Source organism: bacterium (assembly GCA_039961635.1).
GTDB lineage: Bacteria > 4484-113 > 4484-113 > JAGGVC01 > JAGGVC01 > JABRWB01.
This window is the reverse complement of the sequence record JABRWB010000038.1, coordinates 1-20,672: the sequence shown is the minus strand read 5'-3', so window position 1 is coordinate 20,672 and position 20,672 is coordinate 1. Positions and strand designations below refer to the sequence as shown.

At 59.9% G+C, this 20,672-nt stretch carries 22 protein-coding genes; 12 read left to right on the top strand and 10 right to left on the bottom strand.

Annotation, left to right across the window (positions count from 1 at the left end):
* The first annotated feature begins 158 nt into the window (after window positions 1-158).
* The 8 genes from HRF49_06030 (at window position 159) to purQ (ending at window position 7,721) form a co-directional block, all read left to right on the top strand.
* Window positions 159-1,001: a hypothetical protein gene (locus HRF49_06030; protein MEP0814209.1), complete on the top strand. Its 843-nt coding sequence runs from the start codon at window positions 159-161 to the stop codon at window positions 999-1,001.
* A 70-nt stretch (window positions 1,002-1,071) separates the two neighbouring features.
* Window positions 1,072-1,515 carry a flagellar protein FlaG gene (locus HRF49_06025; GenBank protein ID MEP0814208.1) on the top strand — a complete coding sequence of 148 codons (444 nt, stop codon included), beginning with the start codon at window positions 1,072-1,074 and terminating at the stop codon, window positions 1,513-1,515.
* 117 nt (window positions 1,516-1,632) lie between these two features.
* The gene (fliD, locus tag HRF49_06020) at window positions 1,633-5,025 is read left to right on the top strand and encodes a flagellar filament capping protein FliD (GenBank protein MEP0814207.1); all 3,393 of its coding nucleotides are present in this window, start codon (window positions 1,633-1,635) and stop codon (window positions 5,023-5,025) included.
* A 38-nt stretch (window positions 5,026-5,063) separates the two neighbouring features.
* Window positions 5,064-5,726, top strand: a complete 663-nt coding sequence (locus tag HRF49_06015) for a site-2 protease family protein (protein MEP0814206.1) — start codon at window positions 5,064-5,066, stop codon at window positions 5,724-5,726.
* Complete coding sequence (locus tag HRF49_06010; GenBank protein MEP0814205.1) at window positions 5,693-6,436, top strand: segregation/condensation protein A; 744 nt, start codon at window positions 5,693-5,695, stop codon at window positions 6,434-6,436. The genes HRF49_06015 and HRF49_06010 overlap by 34 nt, the downstream gene beginning before the upstream one ends.
* Before the next feature lie 13 nt (window positions 6,437-6,449).
* A complete protein-coding gene (locus HRF49_06005) occupies window positions 6,450-6,761 on the top strand; it encodes a nucleotidyltransferase domain-containing protein (GenBank protein MEP0814204.1) in 312 nt (103 codons plus the stop codon).
* Window positions 6,748-6,987 (top strand): hypothetical protein, encoded by a 240-nt coding sequence (locus tag HRF49_06000; GenBank protein ID MEP0814203.1) that lies wholly within the window; start codon window positions 6,748-6,750, stop codon window positions 6,985-6,987. Before HRF49_06005 ends, HRF49_06000 begins: the two co-directional genes overlap by 14 nt.
* On the top strand, window positions 6,984-7,721 hold the full coding sequence (gene purQ / locus HRF49_05995) for a phosphoribosylformylglycinamidine synthase subunit PurQ (protein MEP0814202.1): 738 nt from the start codon (window positions 6,984-6,986) through the stop codon (window positions 7,719-7,721). Before HRF49_06000 ends, purQ begins: the two co-directional genes overlap by 4 nt.
* A gap of 10 nt (window positions 7,722-7,731) precedes the next feature.
* Here the strand turns inward: purQ and mscL are convergent, their stop codons facing one another.
* Window positions 7,732-8,187 carry a large conductance mechanosensitive channel protein MscL gene (gene mscL / locus HRF49_05990; protein MEP0814201.1) on the bottom strand — a complete coding sequence of 152 codons (456 nt, stop codon included), beginning with the start codon at window positions 8,185-8,187 and terminating at the stop codon, window positions 7,732-7,734.
* Between the two features lie 173 nt (window positions 8,188-8,360).
* Between mscL and purL the strand changes: the two genes are divergently transcribed.
* Complete coding sequence (gene purL / locus HRF49_05985; GenBank protein ID MEP0814200.1) at window positions 8,361-10,820, top strand: phosphoribosylformylglycinamidine synthase subunit PurL; 2,460 nt, start codon at window positions 8,361-8,363, stop codon at window positions 10,818-10,820.
* Between the two features lie 127 nt (window positions 10,821-10,947).
* Here purL and HRF49_05980 read toward each other — a convergent pair whose 3' ends face one another.
* From HRF49_05980 to HRF49_05970, 3 genes are read right to left on the bottom strand one after another with little or no spacing between them, the layout of a single operon-like run.
* Window positions 10,948-11,112: a hypothetical protein gene (locus HRF49_05980; GenBank protein MEP0814199.1), complete on the bottom strand. Its 165-nt coding sequence runs from the start codon at window positions 11,110-11,112 to the stop codon at window positions 10,948-10,950.
* A gap of 46 nt (window positions 11,113-11,158) precedes the next feature.
* Window positions 11,159-11,908 (bottom strand): hypothetical protein, encoded by a 750-nt coding sequence (locus HRF49_05975; protein MEP0814198.1) that lies wholly within the window; start codon window positions 11,906-11,908, stop codon window positions 11,159-11,161.
* The gene (locus tag HRF49_05970) at window positions 11,905-13,794 is read right to left on the bottom strand and encodes a PAS domain-containing protein (GenBank protein MEP0814197.1); all 1,890 of its coding nucleotides are present in this window, start codon (window positions 13,792-13,794) and stop codon (window positions 11,905-11,907) included. Before HRF49_05970 ends, HRF49_05975 begins: the two co-directional genes overlap by 4 nt.
* Window positions 13,795-13,872: 78 nt before the next feature.
* On the opposite strand from HRF49_05970, the gene HRF49_05965 reads away from it, so the two are divergent.
* From HRF49_05965 to HRF49_05955, 3 genes are all read left to right on the top strand, one after another.
* Complete coding sequence (locus HRF49_05965) at window positions 13,873-14,574, top strand: phosphoribosylglycinamide formyltransferase (GenBank protein MEP0814196.1); 702 nt, start codon at window positions 13,873-13,875, stop codon at window positions 14,572-14,574.
* Between the two features lie 36 nt (window positions 14,575-14,610).
* The gene (locus tag HRF49_05960) at window positions 14,611-15,813 is read left to right on the top strand and encodes a PD40 domain-containing protein (protein MEP0814195.1); all 1,203 of its coding nucleotides are present in this window, start codon (window positions 14,611-14,613) and stop codon (window positions 15,811-15,813) included.
* A gap of 197 nt (window positions 15,814-16,010) precedes the next feature.
* Complete coding sequence (locus HRF49_05955) at window positions 16,011-16,364, top strand: four helix bundle protein (GenBank protein ID MEP0814194.1); 354 nt, start codon at window positions 16,011-16,013, stop codon at window positions 16,362-16,364.
* Window positions 16,365-16,486: 122 nt separating this feature from the next.
* Here HRF49_05955 and HRF49_05950 read toward each other — a convergent pair whose 3' ends face one another.
* The 6 genes from HRF49_05950 to HRF49_05925 form a co-directional block, all read right to left on the bottom strand.
* Complete coding sequence (locus HRF49_05950) at window positions 16,487-17,266, bottom strand: helix-turn-helix domain-containing protein (GenBank protein ID MEP0814193.1); 780 nt, start codon at window positions 17,264-17,266, stop codon at window positions 16,487-16,489.
* A 196-nt stretch (window positions 17,267-17,462) separates the two neighbouring features.
* Window positions 17,463-18,323 carry a CPBP family intramembrane metalloprotease gene (locus HRF49_05945; protein ID MEP0814192.1) on the bottom strand — a complete coding sequence of 287 codons (861 nt, stop codon included), beginning with the start codon at window positions 18,321-18,323 and terminating at the stop codon, window positions 17,463-17,465.
* Window positions 18,323-18,925, bottom strand: a complete 603-nt coding sequence (lptC, locus tag HRF49_05940; protein ID MEP0814191.1) for an LPS export ABC transporter periplasmic protein LptC — start codon at window positions 18,923-18,925, stop codon at window positions 18,323-18,325. The genes HRF49_05945 and lptC overlap by 1 nt, the downstream gene beginning before the upstream one ends.
* A gap of 2 nt (window positions 18,926-18,927) precedes the next feature.
* A complete protein-coding gene (locus tag HRF49_05935) occupies window positions 18,928-19,425 on the bottom strand; it encodes a hypothetical protein (protein MEP0814190.1) in 498 nt (165 codons plus the stop codon).
* Between the two features lie 33 nt (window positions 19,426-19,458).
* On the bottom strand, window positions 19,459-20,031 hold the full coding sequence (locus HRF49_05930; protein ID MEP0814189.1) for a LemA family protein: 573 nt from the start codon (window positions 20,029-20,031) through the stop codon (window positions 19,459-19,461).
* A gap of 405 nt (window positions 20,032-20,436) precedes the next feature.
* Window positions 20,437-20,672, bottom strand: a 236-nt coding sequence (locus HRF49_05925) for a hypothetical protein (GenBank protein ID MEP0814188.1), incomplete at its 5' end; no start/stop codon positions are given.

Genomic DNA, 20,672 nt, shown 5'->3' with positions numbered 1-20,672 from the left:
GCTTCATCGATTTCGGCGTATTCCAGGGAAGGTCGAACGTCCAGTTCACGATTTACATCAAGGGACAAGGCGCCGCGACGGTCAACATCAGCTCCAACGACACACTCGAAGACCTCGCGGGCAAGATCAGCTTGGCGATCGCCAATCCGGCATCCACGATGGACCTCAACGCGGAGGCTGGAATCGACTTCTTCCAGCCGCCCGATCTGGTTCACGTGAACACGATCGGCCTTGCAAAGGGCACGCTCTCGATAACCACCCCGATTCCGGGCCTCGAGCTCGTATTCGGGGGCGACGAGGATCTGCTCAACGCGCTTTCGCTGATCGAAATCCAGGCGGCCTCGTCACCCGTTTACTCCGTTTCGGCGTACAACGTAGAGACCGGCGCATTGGTCGCGTCGCAGAAGGTCAACTCGGGCAAGATCAGCGGCCTGCTTCCCGGCCTCGACCTGTTCTTCAACACTTCGGGCGGCGTGAAACTGGATCCGGATCCTCCGACGGCCAACACAAACGCCACTTCGAGCAACAGCCCGTACTTCCTGGCGAACGAGCGTCCGTTGCTGTCAATCAGCGGCACCGCGAAGCAGCTGTTCCTGCACGTCGCACCCCGCGATTTCGTGCTGCAGATCGGCGCGAACCAGGGCCAACTGATCAGCACTTTCATCGGCGATCTCGGCAGCGAGGCGCTGGGCGTGAAAGGTTTGCTGATAGTGACCGAGGATCTTGCTCAGGAATCGATCACGATCGTCGACCAGGCCATTTCGCGCGTGAACTCGGAGCGCGGCCGTCTCGGTGCTATCCAGAACCGTCTGGAAAGCACGATCAGGAACCTCGATGTCGCTGTCGAGAACCTGAACTCGTCCGAGAGCCGCATCCGCGACGTGGACGTGGCGGCGGAAACGCTGACCAGCACCAGGAATCAAATCCTGTTGCAGGCCGGCATAGCCGCTTTGGCCCAGGCGAATCAGCTTCCGCAGGCTGTTCTCCAGCTCCTGAGATAAGTTCTCCTGGTCAGCCGTAATCCGCTTTGGATCGGCTGGTCCGGCCAATGGTAATGGAGGTAGCTAAAGGATGGCTGAGATAACTGGTATAGGAGTCGGCCGCGTTCCGGCGCCGGCGGTCACAACCGCCCCGCCGCCCGCGCCGCTTCCCCGCCAGCCTGTCTCGCCAACCCCGGCGACAAGCTCCACACCTCCCGCGCCGGCACCGCCGTTGGGATCACATACCCCGAACGCCGAGCCGATCAGGAAGCCGAACCTCAAGAGTTTTGATGAGATCGTCAAGCCCATCTCCGCGGAGGAGATGAGCAAGTTCTTGCGAAAGCTCAATATGTCCACAAACCTGTTCGCGATAAAAACCGACATCAGTTTTGATGAGCGGACCAACTGGTTCAGGGTAGTGGTACGAAACACCGAGACCGGCCAGGTCATTCGGGAGATCCCGCCGTGGGACATAGGAGAGATCGTCGAGTATATTGAGCAGCAGGTGGGGAAGCTTCTCGACATTTCCGTATAAGCGGCAGTTTTCCACCTAAACGGAATGAAACGGGCCCGCGACCCAGGTTGCGGGCCCCGTTTTTTTCAGGCTGCGGCCGAGCTGCCGATAACTTGACAGGGGAAAGGACGCGCGCGGATGAGCAGCACATCAGGCATTTTCTTTTCGGGTTTGAACAGCGGGATCCAGTGGGATCAGATAATCGACCAGCTCGTTTCGGTCCAGCGCAGGCCGGTTGACAATCTGATCGCAAGGCGCGAGGAATTGTTTTTCCGCCGCTCGGTATCGCTGGAGGTTAACCAGCGGCTGGCAAGCCTTACGACGGCGCTCGGCAAGCTCAAGCTCGAATCCACGTTTCTTTCCCGCACCGCGAATTCCTCTGACCCGGCGAAGGTGACGGCGACGGCTTCCGCAGGGGCGCAGCGGGGAAGCTATCAGGTCGAGATATCGCGGCTTGCGCGAGCGGGCTCGGCGACAAGCGGGCTGAACGGCGCGATCACCGCCAAAAGCGCGTATCTTGGCGCGGGCAACACCGCGGGGGTGACGGGGCTGTCCGTAACGGGCGCTTTCGACGAAGTGAGGGCGCTGCCGACAACGCATTTCAATGCGCTTTCACAGGCAAACTCGATCACGGCTGGCGACCAAATTCAGGTTACCGGCACGGACGGCGACGGCTACGCGGTGAGCGAAACCTTCACGTTCGCGGGCGACGACACCGATACGCTTCAAAAGTTCGCGCAGTTTCTCGTCGGAGCGTTCAACGGAACAGCGCAGGTGTCCATAGGGTATTCCGGCGAGATTATCGTTCGCCAGATTTCCGGTTCCGGTACGCTGTCTTTTGATCCATCCTCGAATCTGACTTTTGTCGATGCAGACTTTTCCGGCTCAACGCTTAGTTTTGGCGCCGGAGTATCCTATACCGACGGAAGCTCACAAGGCTACGGCGCGACCGGCGCGTTCACATTGGAATCCACCGGATTGCATGAAGTGTCGCTTACCCAAGGTCTTCCGGGGCGGCTGATTTCCACGTCCGCAATGTCGGCGGTTGATACTCTCGAAAATCTCGGCGTAACCGCGTTTTCGCTTTCGATAGATCCTGATTCCGGCGGAAGTCAGATCGCCAAATCCGTCACCGGCCTTACAGGCAAAACGACGATACAAGGCCTGATCGATCTTATCAATTTTCAAGTTCCGGACGTGACCGCGTACTTGGATGGAACGGGCAAGCTGGTAATCCAAGCGAACGAAGGCGGACGCGACATCGTCGCGGCGTCCGCCGCGGGGGGAGTCGTGGACGTGTTCTTCGGCGGCGTTACGACCCAGGACACCAGCGCGCCGGACAACGTAAACAGTTTTGCTTCAAACACAACCGCGACGGACTACACAGCGGTGGACCGTTTTGCGGGCGACGTCGCGGCGGCATCCCTTCGCAAGGCGTCCTACGGCAGCGAAGGAAGCGCGATTTCATCGCTGGTGGCGGGAGTGAACATAAACGGGGGGGGAGTGCACACCTTTGGCGACGGCCTCGCGATAATCCGTACGACCGAGTCCGCCGAGCTTTCAAGCGCGCCGGCGCTGGCCGGGCGCGTGGTCGGCGCGCGCAACGTTTCTTCGCCATCCGCCGCGACGGTTCCTCCGATGGACGTGACCGAGACGCTTTCTTCCGCGAATTTCGCGACACCGGTCACGGCCGGCACTTTCACGATAAACGGAGTGCAATTCACGATAGGCGGTCTTGCGGCGACCACGGTTCAGGACGTGATAGGCCAGGTCAACTCGTCTGGCGCGGGCGTCGTGATGGAATACGACGGCGCGAGCGACAGGTTCATATTGAGAAACGCAAACTCCGGCCCGCAGGCGATAACGGTCGGAGCGGGGGGGGATACATCGAACTTCCTCGCGGCCGCCCGGCTTACCGCGTCAACCGGGGCAGCCTTCATGGCCGGGCGCAACAAGGGCGCGATCTCGCTTTCGGAGCCGCTCGCAACCGCGGGATTCGATACGATTCCCACAACCGGCAGTTTCACGATAAACGGCGTCAACATTTTCGTGGACAGTTCGACCGATTCACTTTCAACCATTATTAACAAGATAAACCGCAGCGGCGCGGGCGTGACGGCATCTTATTCTTCCGCCACCGATGCGCTCACGCTCGTCCAGAATCTGGACGAAAACACGACGGCGGACTATATCGTCCTGGGGAGCACGAACGACACTTCGAATTTTCTCTCGGCTATGAGGCTTACTAATTCTCCGGGCGTCCAGACCGAGGTGGGAACCAAGCGCGAATCGGCGGCCTTCTCGATAAACGGAATTTCGTACACGCGCCCCACGAACAATCCCTCCGACATAGTGGACGGGGTTTCGTTCAATCTGCTCGGAACAACATCTTCACCTGTGACGATTACGATCGAGGCCGATACAACCGCGGCGGAGGATGCGATCGTGGAATTCATCGTCGAGTGGAACAAGACGATGGAGTTCATCAATCCGAAACCGTTGACCGAAGACGAACGCAGGCGAATAGAGCCGCTCACGCGCGAAAAGATGGATCAGATGTCGCTCGCGGACATAGACCTGTACAACAACGAGCGCCAGAGGCTGTTGAAGCAGCAGGCGATAGCCGGCGACGGCACGGTTGCGCTTATGGCGCGCAGGCTGCGCGAGCTGTTAATGGGGCCGGTCGCGAACTCCGGCAAATTCCGCTCGCTTTCGGAAATCGGATTGACCACCGGGCTTGTCGGCACGGGGCCGGAAAGCGCGGTGGACAGCCGCGGCAGGCTGCTTGCGAACACGACGGACGAGGAAACGATCCGCTCGCTGGTACAGGCGAATTCGCTTCTCCAGGACGCGATTGAAAATAATTCGGACGATCTTTTCACGTTATTCTCGAACTCGCTGTCCAGCAAGGCCGAAGTTTCCGGCACGAAAAATCTTGTGGCCGGAGTTTCGCTTTCAAATCCGCTGCAATTCACGATCGGCGACGGCGTGAGCACCGCGTCGGTCACGATACCCGCGGGCTACAGCACGATGAATCAGGTGGGCGGCTACATCGGCTCCGCGCTTGCTGCGGCGGGGCTTTCGGGAATTACCTCCAAATTCGGTTTCGGCTACAACCTGATTCTTGAAAGCTCCAAAACCGACGGCAGCCGCGCGCAAATTCAAATCAACGATTTTTCGGAAGGCCCGCAGGGAATTCTGGACGCGCTCGGACTCGCTTCGGGAACGTTCCTGGGAGGCGATCCGCTGGTATCCGGCGGCGTGTCGACGCGGACGCGCAATTTCATCGACCTTTCGACGCGCGTCGGCGGGATATTGTTCGAGCGCACGCGCACGGGGGGGAGCTTCGACCGGCAGATTGAAAACCTGTCGGGCGCGATTGAGCGCGGCGAGGCCGCGCTTGTGCAGTACGAACTCAGGCTGCGCCGCCAATTCGCCGCGATGGAGCGCGCGCTGACCGAATTCCAGGGGCAGTCGCAATTCCTGCAGCAGGCCATCGCCAACCTGCAGAGCCAGCAGGGCAACGGGTAGGCGGGATAGCGCCTAACTCGGTGATACAATCCGCTTCCGTGGGAACCAATTACGGCGCCTGGGACTACGTCTGGATAGGCGTCGTTTTTCTTTCGGCGATAATTCTGCACGAGGTCGCGCACGGCCTGGTCGCGCTGTGGAACGGCGACGACACCGCCAAGCGCGCGGGGCGGCTCACGCTCAATCCGCTTCCGCACATGGACGTTCTCGGCACGATCTTTCTCGTTTTCGTTCTGCTGACCGGATTCGGCATCGGCTGGGCGAAGCCGGTGCCGATCGACCCGCGCAAATTCGGGAATTTCAGGCTCGGCCTGTTCACCGTCGCGCTCGCGGGGCCGCTGACGAACGTGCTGCTCGCCGGGCTAAGCCTTTTGATCGCGATTCCGATAATTCGCGGCGCGATCTCGTTTCCGGGTGCGGACACGCTCGTCATTGAGATGTTCATCATCAATCTGCTTCTTGCGAGTTTCAACCTGGTGCCGGTGCCCCCGCTGGACGGAAGCCGGATCGTTTCGAGCGCGCTTCCGGCGCAGGCGATGCGCGGCTACCTTTCAGTCGAGCCTTACGGAATTATGATAATCCTCGCGCTTTTATTCCTGCCCGTTCCTTGGCTTCATGCCGCGCCGCTAAGGTTTCTTCTGGGAAAACTGGTAGGCGAATACGTCGGATGGTTCGACGCGTTCGTCAAGGCGGTGTCGTGATGGCGCCGGAATTCAGATTGGACGCCATCGAGTTCGCCGGGCCGCTTGAGTTATTGCTCGGCCTCGTCCGCCGCAACGAGATGGACCCGGCGCGCATTAACCTCAGCCTGATTTGCGACCAGTTCATTGCATACGTAAACGAAAACAAACTGGCGGAGCTCGAGGAAGGCTACGCGTTTCTGGTGCTCGCGGGTACATTGCTGGAAATCAAAAGCCGGGCGCTTCTCCCCGCGCCGCCGAAAGACGCCGAAGGCGAAGGGGATGAGTTCCTGGACGAAGTGGAGCGGGCGGACGGCGGGCAGGTGTTCGCAAGCTTCAGGCTGATCGCTGCGGAATTCGAAAAGCGGCTTAAGGAAATGAGCAGGTTCGTCCCCGGCGGATTCCACAAGGAAATCGAGGACAGACTGATCGTCAGCTTCGACGAGCTTTCGCTTTACGACTTGATGACCACGTTCCAGCGCGTGCTTTCGGAGCGCAGGGCGGAAGGCGTGACGCTCGAACACGAATCGCGGCCGATCGAGGAAGTGATTGAAGAGCTTCTGGAAGACCAGGTGCTTTTATCGTCCGGACGAAAGCTGCACGAGATGCTATACGCGCAGCCGACCGTGATGGATTTGGTCACGATGTTCCTCGCCGTGCTGGAGCTTATCGCGCAGGGCAGGCTGGACTTCCGCGCCGAAGGCGGCGAGGTGCTGATAGTCGGCGCGTAGAGCGCTGGGTATAATGTTCGAGATGATTGTTGCAGGAATCGAATTGCCGCTTGAGAAAATCGCCGAATTCTGCATGCGGAATTACATCCGCAAGCTCCCGGTGTTCGGCAGCGCGCTCACCGACGAATTCCGCCCCGACAGCGATTTGGACATCCTTGTCGAGTTCGATCCGGAGCATGTGCCGGGGTTCGATTTTTTCGGGATGGCGGACGAGTTTATCGATATGCCGGGAAGGAAAGAGGATTTGAATACAGAAGGATTCATTTCCAGATACTTTCGCGATCTGGTATTGGAATCGGCAAGGTTGGTGTATGAAAAGCCTTAAACTTGAGAGAATTTTGAATATGATTGATGCGGCCAAGGATGGGGTTGCGTTTGCCAAGAATGCAGAATTCGAAAGCTTTTGCAAAGACAACAAGCTCCAGTCCGCAGCAATAATGAAGAATGTGGTAGCGGGAGAAGCATCCAAATATGTTATTCCGGATGTCAAAAATAAATTTCCCTTTATCGCTTGGAAAAAAATCGCCGGTGTCAGAGAGGAGGAATCGTGAAAATAGGCATCGTCGTATTTCCCGGAAGCAACTGCGACTACGACGCGTACCGCGCCGCCAAGCACGTGATGGGGATTGATACCGTCTGGCTCTGGCACGGCGAACGGGATCTGCAAGGCGTCGACGCAATAATCCTTCCCGGCGGGTTCAGCTACGGCGACTACCTGAGATGCGGCGCGATCGCGCGGTTCTCGCCGGTGATGGAGTCGGTCGTGGAGTTCGCGAACCGCGGCGGCCCCGTCATCGGGATTTGCAACGGATTCCAGACGCTTTGCGAGGCGGGGCTGCTGCCCGGAGCGCTGATCCGCAATTCCAGCCTGCGGTTCTCGTGCAAGTGGGTCAACCTGCGCTGCGAATCCAAGGAAAGCGTTTTCACGTCGCGCTATTTTCCCGGCGAAGTGATATCGGTGCCGATCGCGCACGGCGAAGGATGCTATGTCGCAGACCGCGAAACTCTCGCGATGCTCGAAGACCAGGGCGAAGTCGTGTGGCGGTATTGCGCTCCCGACGGTACGAGCGAGTGGGAGAAGTTCGGTTGGAACGGAGCCGCGCCGCCCGCGTACAATCCGAACGGCAGCCTTCACAACATAGCGGGCATCCGCAACGAGCGCGGAAACGTGCTCGGCATGATGCCGCACCCGGAGCGCGCTGTCGAAAGCGTGATCGGCGGCACCGACGGCAGGCGCGTGTTCGAAAGCGCGATGGCCGCGGCCGCGGCGGCCGCCGCGACTTAGGTTTGCATGATTATGCTGCCAATTCCGATGTACAGGCCGGGCATCGCACCGCCTTGATCGGAATGTCCGTGCAGCATTTCGGACATGGTTTCGTGGATGGCGCTTTGGGCGCTGCCGCTTCTTCCCTTTTCAGCTTGTTCATTCCCTTGACCAGAAGAAACAAAGCGAATGAAACAATCAAGAAGGTGACGATCGTGTTGACAAATGCCCCGTACCCAAGCACCACAGCCCCTGCGGCCTTCGCCGCGGCGAGCGTCTCGTAAGGGCCAGGATTCGCGGCTCCGGGCTTGAGCAGCAGGTAAAGCCCGGAAAAATCCACCTTGCCGATTACCAGTCCGATCAGCGGCATCAGAAGCTCGTCAACGAGCGCCTTGACGATGGGTGTGAACACGCCGCCGATGATTATTCCGACAGCCATGTCCAGGACGTTTCCCTTCATTGCGAACTCTCGAAATTCCTTCAGCATTCCTGCACTCCAAGCCACAAGTGATTGGCCGCCTTCGCATCGTACAGGTTTCGCGACAAAAGGAGCTTCACCGGCCAGCCGCGTGGCGGACTGCTGATTATAGGCGGGAAATTGTGGTAACTTATTTCCCCTTCGCAGTTCAAGGGAAAGGTGATCCGGTGTCATCTATTCGAATGCAATCTGAAGGCAAACACATTCCCGGCGGGGAAATCACCCCCGCGCTTCTCGCGCGTGTCGGGCTGACGCGCGACGAGTATTTGCGCGCCCGCGAACTGATGGGCAGGGATTTAACCGTCGTCGAGCTGGGCATCTTCGGCGCGATGTGGAGCGAGCACTGCAACTACAAGAGCTCGAAGAAGCATCTGCGAAAGTTGCCCTCCGGCGGCGGCGCGGTTTTGCAGGGGCCGGGCGAAAACGCGGGCGTGGTGGATATCGGCGGCGGGCTGGCCGTCGCGTTCAAGATCGAATCGCACAACCACCCCTCCGCGGTCGAGCCTTTCCAGGGCGCGGCCACGGGAATCGGCGGAATCGTCCGCGATGTTTTCGCGATGGGAGCGCGGCCGGTCGCGCTGCTCGACCCGCTGCGGTTCGGCCCGATATCGAAATTAACCGCGGCGGAAAAAGCGAAGATTGCGAATTCCGCGAACGGAAACGCCGAGGAAGCAATCGCGCGCGAGGAGGCCACACGCGCGCGCACGAAGTACCTTTTCGGCGGCGTCGTTTCCGGAATCGCGCACTACGGGAACTGCCTGGGAATCCCCACCGTCGGCGGCGAAGTCGTTTTCGACGAAAGCTATTCGACTAATCCTTTGGTCAACGTGCTTTGCCTCGGCGTCGTCGAGCCGGAGCATATCGTCAAGGGAACTGCGGGGGGGGAGGGTAATCCCATCCTCTACGTCGGCGCCAAGACCGGACGCGACGGCATCCAGGGCGCCACGTTCGCGAGCGTGAACTTGGCCGAGGACGCGTCGCAGGACCGTCCCGCGGTGCAGGTGGGAGATCCGTTTTACGAGAAGCTGCTGCTCGAAGCGTGCCTGGAAGTCGCGCGGATGCCCGGCCTCATCGGGATGCAGGACATGGGCGCGGCCGGGCTGACAAGCTCGACCTGCGAGATGGCGGGGCGCGGCGGCGTGGGCGTCGAACTCGACCTCGACAAAGTGCCCCAGCGCGCGGAGGACATGACCGCGTACGAAATGATGCTTTCCGAAAGCCAGGAGCGGATGGTGCTTTGCGTCGAGCGCGGGCGGGAGCAGGAATTCATCGCCGCATTCAAAAAGTGGGAGCTGGACGCGGTCGAAATCGGCGTCGTGCTTTCCGAGCCGGTGTACCGTGTCAAGCACCGCGGCGAAATAGTCGCCGAAATTCCGAATAATTTGATTACGAAAGACGTGCCGGAGTACGACCGGCCGGCCGCGGTTCCCGCGTACTATTCTCAGATGCCGGTGCTTTATCCGGACGAAGTCGCGCGCATCGCTATCGAGTTCCTTGCAAATCACGAGTGGCCGGAGGCGCTTCCGCACCCGCCGCTAAACCAGCCTTACGCCGAGTTCCTTTTTCACCTGCTCGCGCATCCGAACATCGCGTCCAAGCGCACGGTGTGGGAGCAGTACGACTACATGGTGCGCACGGGGACGGTGCCGCCGTACGACGGAGACGCCGCGGTCGTGCGCGTCAAGCAGGGGCCGCGCGCGGTCGCGATTTCGACCGACTGCCCTGCGCATGCTTGCTTTCTCGATCCGCGCGCGGGCGCGGCGCGCGCGGTGTGCGAGGCGGCGCGGAATCTGATCGCGGTCGGCGCGCGGCCGCTTGCGATTACGAACTGCCTCAACTTCGGCAACCCGGAGGACCCGGAGGTGATGTGGCAGTTCACCGAAACGATCGAGGGGATGCGCGAGTCGCTGTCGGCGCTTGGAACGCCCGTGACCGGCGGCAACGTCAGCTTCTACAACGAAACCGAGAGGTTCGCGGTCAATCCGACGCCCGTAATCGGAATGGTCGGCGTCCTCGAAGACGCGGCCCGGCGCATCCCGCAGAGCTTCGCGAAAGCGGGCAGCGCGCTGTATCTCGTCGGCGCGACGGACGGGACGCTGGACGCGAGCTCGCTTGCGTATTACATTCTGGGTCTGACGCACGGAAAGCTGGCGTCGCCCGATTACGCCGAATTCGCGGCGAGCCGCGATTTTCTGCTCGCGGCGATGGACGCGGGGCTTGTCGCGAGCTGCCACGATGTTTCGGACGGCGGGCTGGCGGTGTGCGCGGCCGAGATGGCGTTCGGCACTGGCATCGGCTGCGAGATATCGGTATCCGGATTCATAAAGGGCGAGCCGAGCGACAGCGGCGCGGAGATCAAATCCGAGCATCTTTCCGGCGCGTTCAGCGAAAGCGGCAACCGGTGGCTGGTAGAAGTTGACGCTGATCGCATCCCGGACTTCGAGCAGCTTGCCTCGCATGTGCGGGGGGGAGGAGATGGCAAGCGGGGAAGTGAATCCGGAACGCTATCCTTATCCCGCGTAGGTTCGACCGGCGGCGACAAACTGACGATGACAGTGGACACGCTGCGGCTGTACTCGGTCAGGCTCGCAGACGCGGAGGAAGCGTGGCGGAGGGGGATGGAGGCGGCTGGAGCGGGATAAAAGCAACTACAAAGTCGCGAGGACGAGAAGACTATTGTGTGGGCGGCTGGCAGCCGCCGGATTCGTGAGCGCGGCGATGAATCGCCGGATTGAAGGCGACTATTTCAAACATTAATATGCCACCCTGCTACCGATGCTTCAAATACATCAATCTCATAAACGCGGGATCGTACAAAAGCGCATGCGGCACGTCCGCGGCGTCCAGCGCAATCGCAGAGCCAAGGTACATCTCGTCGTCGATCAGTTCCTTCTGCCATGCCGCTCCAGACGTATTTGGAAAAAAGCGTGGCATCCGCGCCCCAGCTCCATTCGCTCTGCGCGGATTCGCCGCCGGCGGACTAGGGCGCATAGCTTGCGATTATTCCGATGGCCCAGTCGCTGTCGTCGGGCGACGCGTCGCGAAGGTCGTCCGAAAGGAGCGTGTACCAAGTCGCGGAGGGAGTAAGCGTGAATCCGCCGCCGATATCGAACGAGCGCGAAAGCTCTATAGTCAGGTCGCGGAACCCCGCGCCCGCCTCGCCGAAATAGTACGCGTTGTACGAGCCGCTGCCCCAGCCCAAGTGCACCATCCAGTCCGCGATCGCGGCCTTGTTCCCTCCGTGCAGCGTGGAGGACAGCCGCGCCTCCACGTACGCGCCCTCGGCCTGGTCGACGTCGAAATAGATAAAAATCTGCGGATTGAGCGGCACGTCCGAAGGAGAAAATCCCGCGTAAATTTCGGTCGTGCCGGGCGAGCCGGTGTGGGGGAATTCGTAGATTCCCGCACCCAGCGTCAGGTCGGCGCGCGGCAGCGAAATAACGTACTCCGCGGTGTAATCCACCTCGCTTACCTGCCACGCCAGTTCGTTCGCATCCGACATGTCGATGTTCGCCCAGATGTCGAACGTGAATCCGCCGTTCGAGAACCAGATGTCGGGCTGGAGCACCCATCCGTCGGTGAACGTTTGGCCGCGCCAGACGTACTTGGAAAGAAACGCGGCGTCCGCGCCCCAGCTCCATTCGCTCTGCGCGGATGCCGGTGCGGCAGCAAGCGCGGCGGCCGAAATCAAAACACACGCGGCGATTATCGAGGTCGATCGTTTTATCATGATTCCTCCAACACTTTTTTGGCGCAATCGGGACAGATTCCATGGCTGAATTCGGCCTCGGAATGCTCCGAAATGAACGCTTCCATTTGCTGCCAGTATCCTTCGTCGTTGCGAATTTTCTTGCACCACGCGCAGATCGGGACGAGCCCTTTGAGGGTTTTTATCTCCGACAGCGATTTTTCAAGTTCCGCGATCAACCTGTCCTTCTCGGCTTCGGCAAGTCTGCGCGCGGTTATATCCACAATGGAACCGCGGATCCCGCGGAATCGGCCGTCCTCCGACAGGATCGGCGTGCAGATGTGGCTGACGAACTTTACCTGGCCTCCTGTTTCCATCTGGTAATTCGCCGATACCGCCTCACCGGAACGCTTGCATTCTTCCAGCTGTTTTTTTATTGCATCCCTCTCCGAGGCGCGGAACAGCTCTTCAAATCGCGCGGCGCCCGACGCTATTTCCGAGGCCGGGACGCCCGCGATTCGTTCGGCCGCGGGCGAAACGTAAACGAATCCGCCCTCCGGCGACATCCAATATTCCCAGTTGTATGTGAAATCGGAAACGATCCGATGTTTGGCTTCGGAGATTGCGATTTGCAGCTCCCGGTCCCGGGAAAGAATCATCACGATCGTAAAGGAGATGAAAAGCCCGGTTAAAATCCCCATCATTGTTATCGCAAGCGCCCGTCTTGATGCAATGCTCTGCAAAAATCTTTCGGACGCCATGTCCAACCCCATCACCGCAGGCGGCTTTCCATTTCCGCCTCCGATTGGTACAAACGCGGTGACCCAGTCGCCCCATCTGTCCCTGTAAGGGCCGCTTACCGCCGGAATTCCCGTGTCAAATACGCGGTACAGATCGGCCTCGGCTTCGAAGTAAACTTGACCCGGCGGAGAATAATCCTGCGAATCCGCCGGCTCGCTGTCTACGAGAAAAATCGCTTTCCCGTTTTCAAGCGCCATCAGATAAGCGAACCTGATTTTTGAATTGCCTGCCTTGATTTTCATCATGTCGCCGCGAAGCGCCTGCCAGTCGGGATTAGAGTAGTCGGTTTCGTCGCCTTTTAGCGTATCGATCCTTTCCGGTTCAAGAAGACCCGCCACGCTTTTTGCCGAATTGAGCAGCTCCTCTCGCAATTGCGCGTCTTCCTCCTTGCCGGCCGCACCGGATACGAAATATGCGGCGACGGCGAGCGCGACTACGGCGCCCATCGCCCAGCGGCACGAGACGCAATTCGCATCGAGCCGCCACTCCAATGCCGCCGCCTGACGTAAAACACGGGAAAAACTCATCAGCAAAGCCGCCAGCGACAGGCACAGCAGCGTTTTGATTGCCAACAAAACCGGGCCGGAGTCCGTTATTGTTGCAAACCAGAACAAAAACGTGTATCCAATCAGACAAATCGCAGCAGACAAAAGCGTGCGTCTGCCTGCCGCCGCGGATTTCGCATGCCCAAAAAGCGCAATTGCGGCAAGCGTTCCTCCGGGAATCGCCAGAACGTAACGCGCAAGCAGATCCGCCTTGTCCGGCCAAAGCAACCATGCCGCAATAATTCCGGCGAAAAGCAGAAACGCGGCAAAGTAAGCACCAAAGCGATGTTTGCGGTTTATTAGCGTTGACACCCAAAAACATGCGAGTAATGCGTATGAAGCGGCCCGGATAATTGCAAATGCATTTCCAACCACAATTCCTTTTTCAAGCGCTATAGCAAGCAGGCCGAGCCACTCGGCCAAGCCGCGAACCGTGCCGAATGCGGTGAGCCAAATCCAAGGGAAATACCTTCCAGTGGCGCTCGCGACGGAAAACGCAGCCGCGCCGAAAATGAAAAGCGCAAGACTGTATAGATACTGGTGATAGTCTATATATTCGGGACGAAAGAATTCGGCAAGCAATGCGGCGAACCCCGGAGTGGAATTGATTATGCCCCTGAAAATTTTACCACAGGAGCTTGGTCGAACCGCAAACCAGCCATGCTGTGCAATAATCAACGAGGAATGGCGGCAGATTCAATCAAGCCTATAAACCTCGCCGTGCTCCTTTCCGGAGCGGGCTCGACGCTCGCGAATTTTCTCGAATGCATCGCGGCGGGAAAGCTCGACGCGCGGATCTCCGTCGTCGTTTCAAGCAGGCCGGGCGTGCGCGGTCTCGAAATCGCGGAAGCCGCGGGCATCCCGACGCGCGTCGTCAGCCGCAAGAAGCACCCCGACGAGCGGGAGTTTTCCAAAATTGTCGATGCGGCGCTGGATGAATTTCCGGTGGATCTGGTGGTCTTCGCCGGATTTATGAGCAAGTATTTCGCCGCGCCCAAGTATTTCGGGAAGATAATCAACATCCATCCGGCGCTTATTCCGATGTTCTGCGGGCGGGGTTACTACGGCCACCATGTGCACGAGGCCGTGCTTTCCCGCGGCGTGAAAGTGACCGGCTGCACCGTCCATTTCGTGGACGATGAATATGACCACGGGCCGATAATCGCGCAGCGCGCGGTGCCCGTGCGCGACGACGACACGCCGGACACTCTGGCCGCGCGCGTCCAAGCCGAAGAGCGAAAGCTGTACCCGCAGGTGATCCAGTGGTTCGCGGAAGGCCGCGTGACGCTGGAGCACGGCCGCGCGATTGTGAAAGGCCGCGACCGGACGGAGTTCTTCCGTGCGGACGGCGCATCGGAATAGCAAGATTCTCCGGCGCGGGCGGTAATATTCCCCGCCATGCACAAATCAGTCTTCATCGCGATTGCCGTCGCAGCCGCAGCGGCGCTGTCCGCCGCGCCCATTTCGAATATCGCCGCGTCCGCCGCAAGCGGGGAGGCCGCGTCGAACACCAGCCACGGCGGAGGCAAAAATCCGACCGAAATAGGAAAAAACTGCACTCCGGAGGAAATCGAAAGGGCGCAGGCAGGCTTCCAGCAGCCGCATCTTTATCCGCCGCCGCAGCTTTTTCCGGGCGAAGAGAGGTTTCTGCGCAACCTTCGCCAGCTTACCTTCGGCGGGGAGAACGCGGAGGCATACTGGTCGCCCGACGGAAAGAAATTGTCATTTCAGTCCAAGCGGGACGGCGGCCGGGCGGATCAAATATACATCCTCGATGTGATAACCGGAGCCTCCCGCCGCGTTTCGAACGGGCAGGGCGTCTGCACATGTTCGTTCTTCCTCGGCGACAACAAGCGCATCGTGTACGCAAGCACGTTTGCGGAAATGCCGGGCGCGCCCCCGCCGCCGGATTACTCCAAGGGCTACGTCTGGCCGGTGTACAGGGCTTACGAGCTTTACATCGCGGACAGCGAGACGGGCGAAATACTCGAACGGCTGACCGACGTCGCCGGATACGACGCGGAGTGCGAAGGCGTGGACTGGACGCACGGCGACAGGATTGTCTTCACGTCGGCGCGCGACGGCGACCTCGACCTATACGCGCTCGATCCAGCGAAAAAAACGGTGGAGCGCCTGACCGATCTGCCCGGATACGACGGCGGAAGCTTTCCATCCTACGACGGCTCGACGATCGTATGGCGCAGGCAGCCCGCGAAAACCGCCGAGGAAATCGCGGACTTCCGCGAGCTTCTCGCGGCGGAACTGGTGCGTCCAGGGCATCTCGAAATATGGGCGATGGACCGCGACGGCGGAAACAAGCGCCAGCTCACCGACAACGGCGCGGCGAATTTCGGCCCGAACATGAGCCCGGGCAACGAACGGATCGTTTTCTGCAGCAATATGAACGGGGGGGGGCGCAACTTCGACCTGTACGTGATGTCCGCCCAGGGCGGCGCGGCCGAGCGAGTGACTTTTTACGACGGATTCGACGGATTTCCGATGTACAGCCCGGACGGGAAATACCTGGTGTTCGCAAGCAACAGGAACGGTCTGGTCGAAGGCGAGACGAACATATTCGTGGCGGAATGGATAAACGATTAATTTCCCGAAAAGCTTTTTTCGAACTTGCCCCAGAGCGCCTCAGAGAAGGCGGTTGTTGCAGCGCATAGTTAGATAGTTAACAGCTAAAAGTTAACAGTTGACAGTTGGACAGTTGACAGTTAAAACCGGATTCGGCGCAAGCGTTGATTTTTTAAAGGAGAATCGAGGTGGCGACTCTTAACAAGGTCGAGGAATTGATGGCCTGGCGGAAAGCGCGTCAGCTTTGCGGTTTGGTTCCCAAGCTGACTCTAAAAGATTCGCTCAGAACGGATTTCGCCTACCGGGACCAGATTTGGAGGTCGGCCATTTCGATAATGAGCAACATCGCGGAGGGCTTCGGCAGAACGGGTGCAAAGGACTTTCACCACTTCCTTCTGATCTCCAGGGGGTCGGCCGCGGAAGTTCAGTCCCTTTTATACGTCGGCAGCGACGCGAATTACCTCGACGAAATGGAATTCAAGGCATTTTACTCGCTGGCGGAAGAAGTGATTATGCTGATTGGCGGACTGCAAACCTACCTCAAGAAGCGGCAGTCCAAGACAAAGACGTAGCGGTTATGCGAAGCAACTGTCAACTGTCAACTGTCCAACTGTCAACTGTCAACTGTTTAACTGTCAACGCTTTTCGGCTCGGCCACTAAGCAACTAAGCCACTCGGCAACTCGATTACTCGGCTAATACAGCTTCCTTCTCACCAGAATGACTTTTCCAAGCACCGTCACGTCCTCCGGATTCGAGAACGTAATCGGACGGAACTTGCTGTTGCACGGCTGGAGAATGATAGTTTCCCCGTCCATATAGAAGCGCTTGAGCGTAATTTCCGCCCTGCCGTACTTGACAGCGGCGATGTCGCCGTTCGCCACCTTCGTGTTCGGCGAAACTATTACGATGTCGTCCTCGAAAATTCCGGCTTCCACCATCGAGTCGCCCTTGACGCGCAACGCGAAAGCCTTCGGGTCGTATCCCAGCTCGTCCTCGGCAAGAACAAGCTGCTCGTAATCGTCGTACTCGTGGACCACATTCATGTCGTCGAAAAATCCCGCGGGCACTTTGCTGAAAACCGGCGCGCCCCGGCGCACTATCTTTGACGGGTCGAGCCTGCCGTGAAGCACTTCGCCAAGCGGCTTGCGCTCGATTTGAGCCAATATCTCGCGAAGCTCCTCGATGGAGCGGGATATGTCCCTTTTTTCCCCGTCCGACTTCGGGACGATCGTGAAATCTTCGCTGATCAGCCCGCTGGCCGCGACCAGGTCTTCGTACGTCGTCGGCAGCACCGCTGCCATCCGTTTCATTATCTTGGGAGACGGACGGCGCTCGCCGTTCTCGATGCGGGAGAGGTAGCTGTTGTTGATGTCAATTTCCTGCGCCAGCTCGTGCTGGGCCAGGCCGGCGGCGATCCGAAGGTTTCGGATGAGCCGGCCGATCTTCAAAAACGGTCTTTCCGAGTAATCCAAAAGTCCCACCTCCGGGATTTATGGTCTGAACCGCAATTTGCTTTCAAAACCTGCGACGGGCTCCGGGGCGAACTGCTGCCGCCGCCGTCGCCGCCGCAATCGCGACCAAAATAACGCGCGATTAAAGATTTGTCAATAGTCCGGCGGAGCGGACTTTCGGACATACTCCCACCGGTATCCGGATTTCACTTGCGCACTATTCCCGCGGCGCGGCGCTTCCCGATCCCGCCGCGCCTGCGGAAAATACAGATTTGGTCTGCTTTCGCAGCCATCCAACCGCGACCGCGATCCCCAAAATAAGCGCGGCCGTCATCGCCCATCCGCCTTCCAGGCCGAAAGCACCTCCTCCCGCCGCCCCGCCTTCCGAAAGCACAATCGCGAACGAATGAAATCCTGTGTCAAATTCGATGCCACTGATCGGCAAGTTGAAAACTTCGTAAGTCAAGTTAATCGCCCAGTGCATTCCGGCCGCCGCGTAAAACCCGCCCTTTCCCGCTGCAGCAATTCCAAACAGCGCGCCCGCCAACGCGACGTTGACGAGCGCGAAAGAGGTTGCGTTCGGATTGTCGGCATGCATCAGCGCGAAAACTATCGCTTGTCCGGCCAGCAGCGCGCAAAACGCCGCGGCTGCCAATGCGCCGCGTGCGCGCGCGCTTGCTTTGCCCGCCATGGTCTCGATAGCCGCGCACGCGCACCAGAATGGAACGAGCAAAAGGTAAGCCCGTATCATCAGCTCTTCGCGCACGGCGGCGAAAAGCAAAAACGAAAGGAACCGCGCCCATTCCATTTCGATTCCCCGCCCGCCGGGAATGTCGTTTACCGGCCGCGCGGAAAATCCCGCGTCGCCCGCAGCAATCGCAATCGCGATCGTCGCGACAACCAGCGCAGCCCCCGCGGCGATTCCCGCCGCGAACGACAGCGCGCCGAATCCGAATCCGGGCAGCGCGCTTCCGCGTTCCCACCGTTTTAAGGGTTTCGCCGCGAGCAAAAGAAAAAACGCAAAAGCGAAAGCGACACCAGGGACAGTCCCGAATACCGCGCCTAACGCTTCCGGCATCAGATGTCCAGGGTCACTCCCCCGGTCAGGTCGATCTTTCCCGATTCGAGATCAATAGTCATCGAGTCGCCGCGCGTGGTGAACTGCGGGTCTGTCATCACCACGTCGTGCGCTTTGATCGCCGCGCTCTCCTCGCTCCAGCTAAGCTTGCGCGCCGAAAACGCCTGCCCGCGCGCCGCGACGCTGCCGCGCACGTCGCCTTCGATCACCGCTTCCTTTCCTTCCAGGAAATACTTGCAATCCCGCGCTTCGATCACCAGTTCGTCTTCCTTTTCCAGCGCGAACCGGGCGGTCACTTCCCTTACCGACAGCACCTGGTTTTCGCCTACGATTCGGTCGGTTTCGAGCCGCAGCTTGGGCTTCCCGTCCTTGTCGGACAACACAAGCTCCGCGCGCTCCACGGTGAACGCGGGCGGGTTGTTGGGGTCGAACGTGCGCTTGCCGAGGCCGGCCTTAAGCTCCGCCTGCGGAATCTCCTCGCGCACACCCGACCTCGAGGTTAGGCCGAAATAAACGAGCGCCGCCGAAAGCACAAGCGTTGCCGCCGTCCATCCGGCCGCGTACGCGATGCCGCGTCCTCCCCGTCCTGCTCCGGACGGCACGCCTACTCACCCCCCTCCGGCGCGGCGCCGCCGGAGTAATCCCACGGCAAGAGCAGGCGCGCGTCCGACGACACGGCGCAGAAGTCCGGCTTGTATCCAGCCTCGTCGCGGTACAGCGCCGCGGTCTTCACGTCGATCGGATTGAACATCCCGATCGCGCGGCCCGCGATCCTGAGCGTCTGCCCGCTGTGCGCGAAGTCGTCCGCCAGCAAAACGCGCTTTCCCTCGCAGTACGCGTAGGGCTTGATGTGGAATACGGGCTCCTCCTGCACGACCTCGGCCATCACGCGTCTGGACAGCTTTATGGGAAAAAAATCCACCTTCAAACGCGCCGCGATTACCGCGCCGACAATCACCCCGCCCATCGCGATCCCGACCACCACGTCCGGGCGGTATCCGGCCGCGATCTCGTCCGCGAACCGCTCGCACAGCTCGCCGAACTGGTTCCAGTCCAGGCGGCGCATCGCGTGCACCCCTCCGGTTTCGGGCGTATCGGGCAAGTCATTCCTCCGCCGCGAAGGCGCGGCGCCTGCTTATTTGCCGAAGCTCACCTTCGGCGCTTCGCGCTCCTCGGCCAGCTCGATTTCGAAGTACTCCTCCGGACCGAAGCCCGCGGAGCCGGCGACGATGCTTGCCGGGAACTGCATCCTTCCCGTTTCGTACACCATAACCACGTCGTTGTAATGCTGGCGGGCGTACGCGATTTTGGATTCGATTCCGGACAGCTCCTCCTGGAGCATCAGGAAATTCTGGTTGGCTTTTAGGTCGGGATAAGCTTCGCTCAGCGCGAAAAGGCTCTTGAGCGTGGAGGAAAGGAAGTTTTCGGCAGCGACCTGGTCCTTCACGTTCGACGCGTCTATCGCCTGCTGGCGGGCCTTCGTCACGTTTTCCAGAGTTTCCCGCTCGTGCGCGGCGTAGCCCTTGACGGTCTCGACCAGGTTGGGGACGAGGTCGTAGCGCTTCTTGAGCTGCACGTCTATCTGCGCCCACGACGCCTTGACGTCCTGGCGCTTGCGCACGAGGCCGTTGTACGTCCCGATCCACCAGAAGATGCCGATGAGAACGAGTACGACAAGTACGATTCCAGCGATTACAACACCGTCCACGGGATTCCTCCTTGCGAAAGCCGGAAATGAGGCGGTACGCGGATTATAACACGATGCCCGCCCTCCCGGGATAATCCGGGACTGCGCCGGGAAGCGCGGCGTTCAGGCCGCGGCTTCGGGAGTGCGCCGGGAAACGCGTCGTTCGGGCCGCGGCTTCGGGAGTGCGCCGGGAAACGCGTCATTCACGCCGCGCTTCGGGAGTGCGCCGGCTTGCCGGCGCCCGATTTCCTGTTTCAAACCGCCATTGATCCGTACCCCCCGGTGCTTCGCGCCTTCAACCCCAATCGCGATCCGGGAAGCGCGGCCTTCAGGCCGCGGCTTTCAATCCCAATCGGGCGCGGGGAGCGGTATCCACAGCTCCTCGAACGTCGTTTCGCCTGGAGCGCGGCGTTCACGCCGCGGCGTTCAATCCCAATCGGGCGCGGGGAGCGGTATCCACAGCTCCTCGAACGTCGTTTCGCCCCAGTAGTATCCAAGATACGCCGCGTCCTTTTCCGTCACGATTCCATCGCCGTCCGGGTCGAGAAACGCGGGGACGGGGACGGGCTGGCCGCTCCTGTCCGGCGAGAACCAGTCCATCACCCCGTCGTCGTTTGCGTCCATCTTCATCGCCAGGATGCTCATCTGCGAGCCTTTGGGCA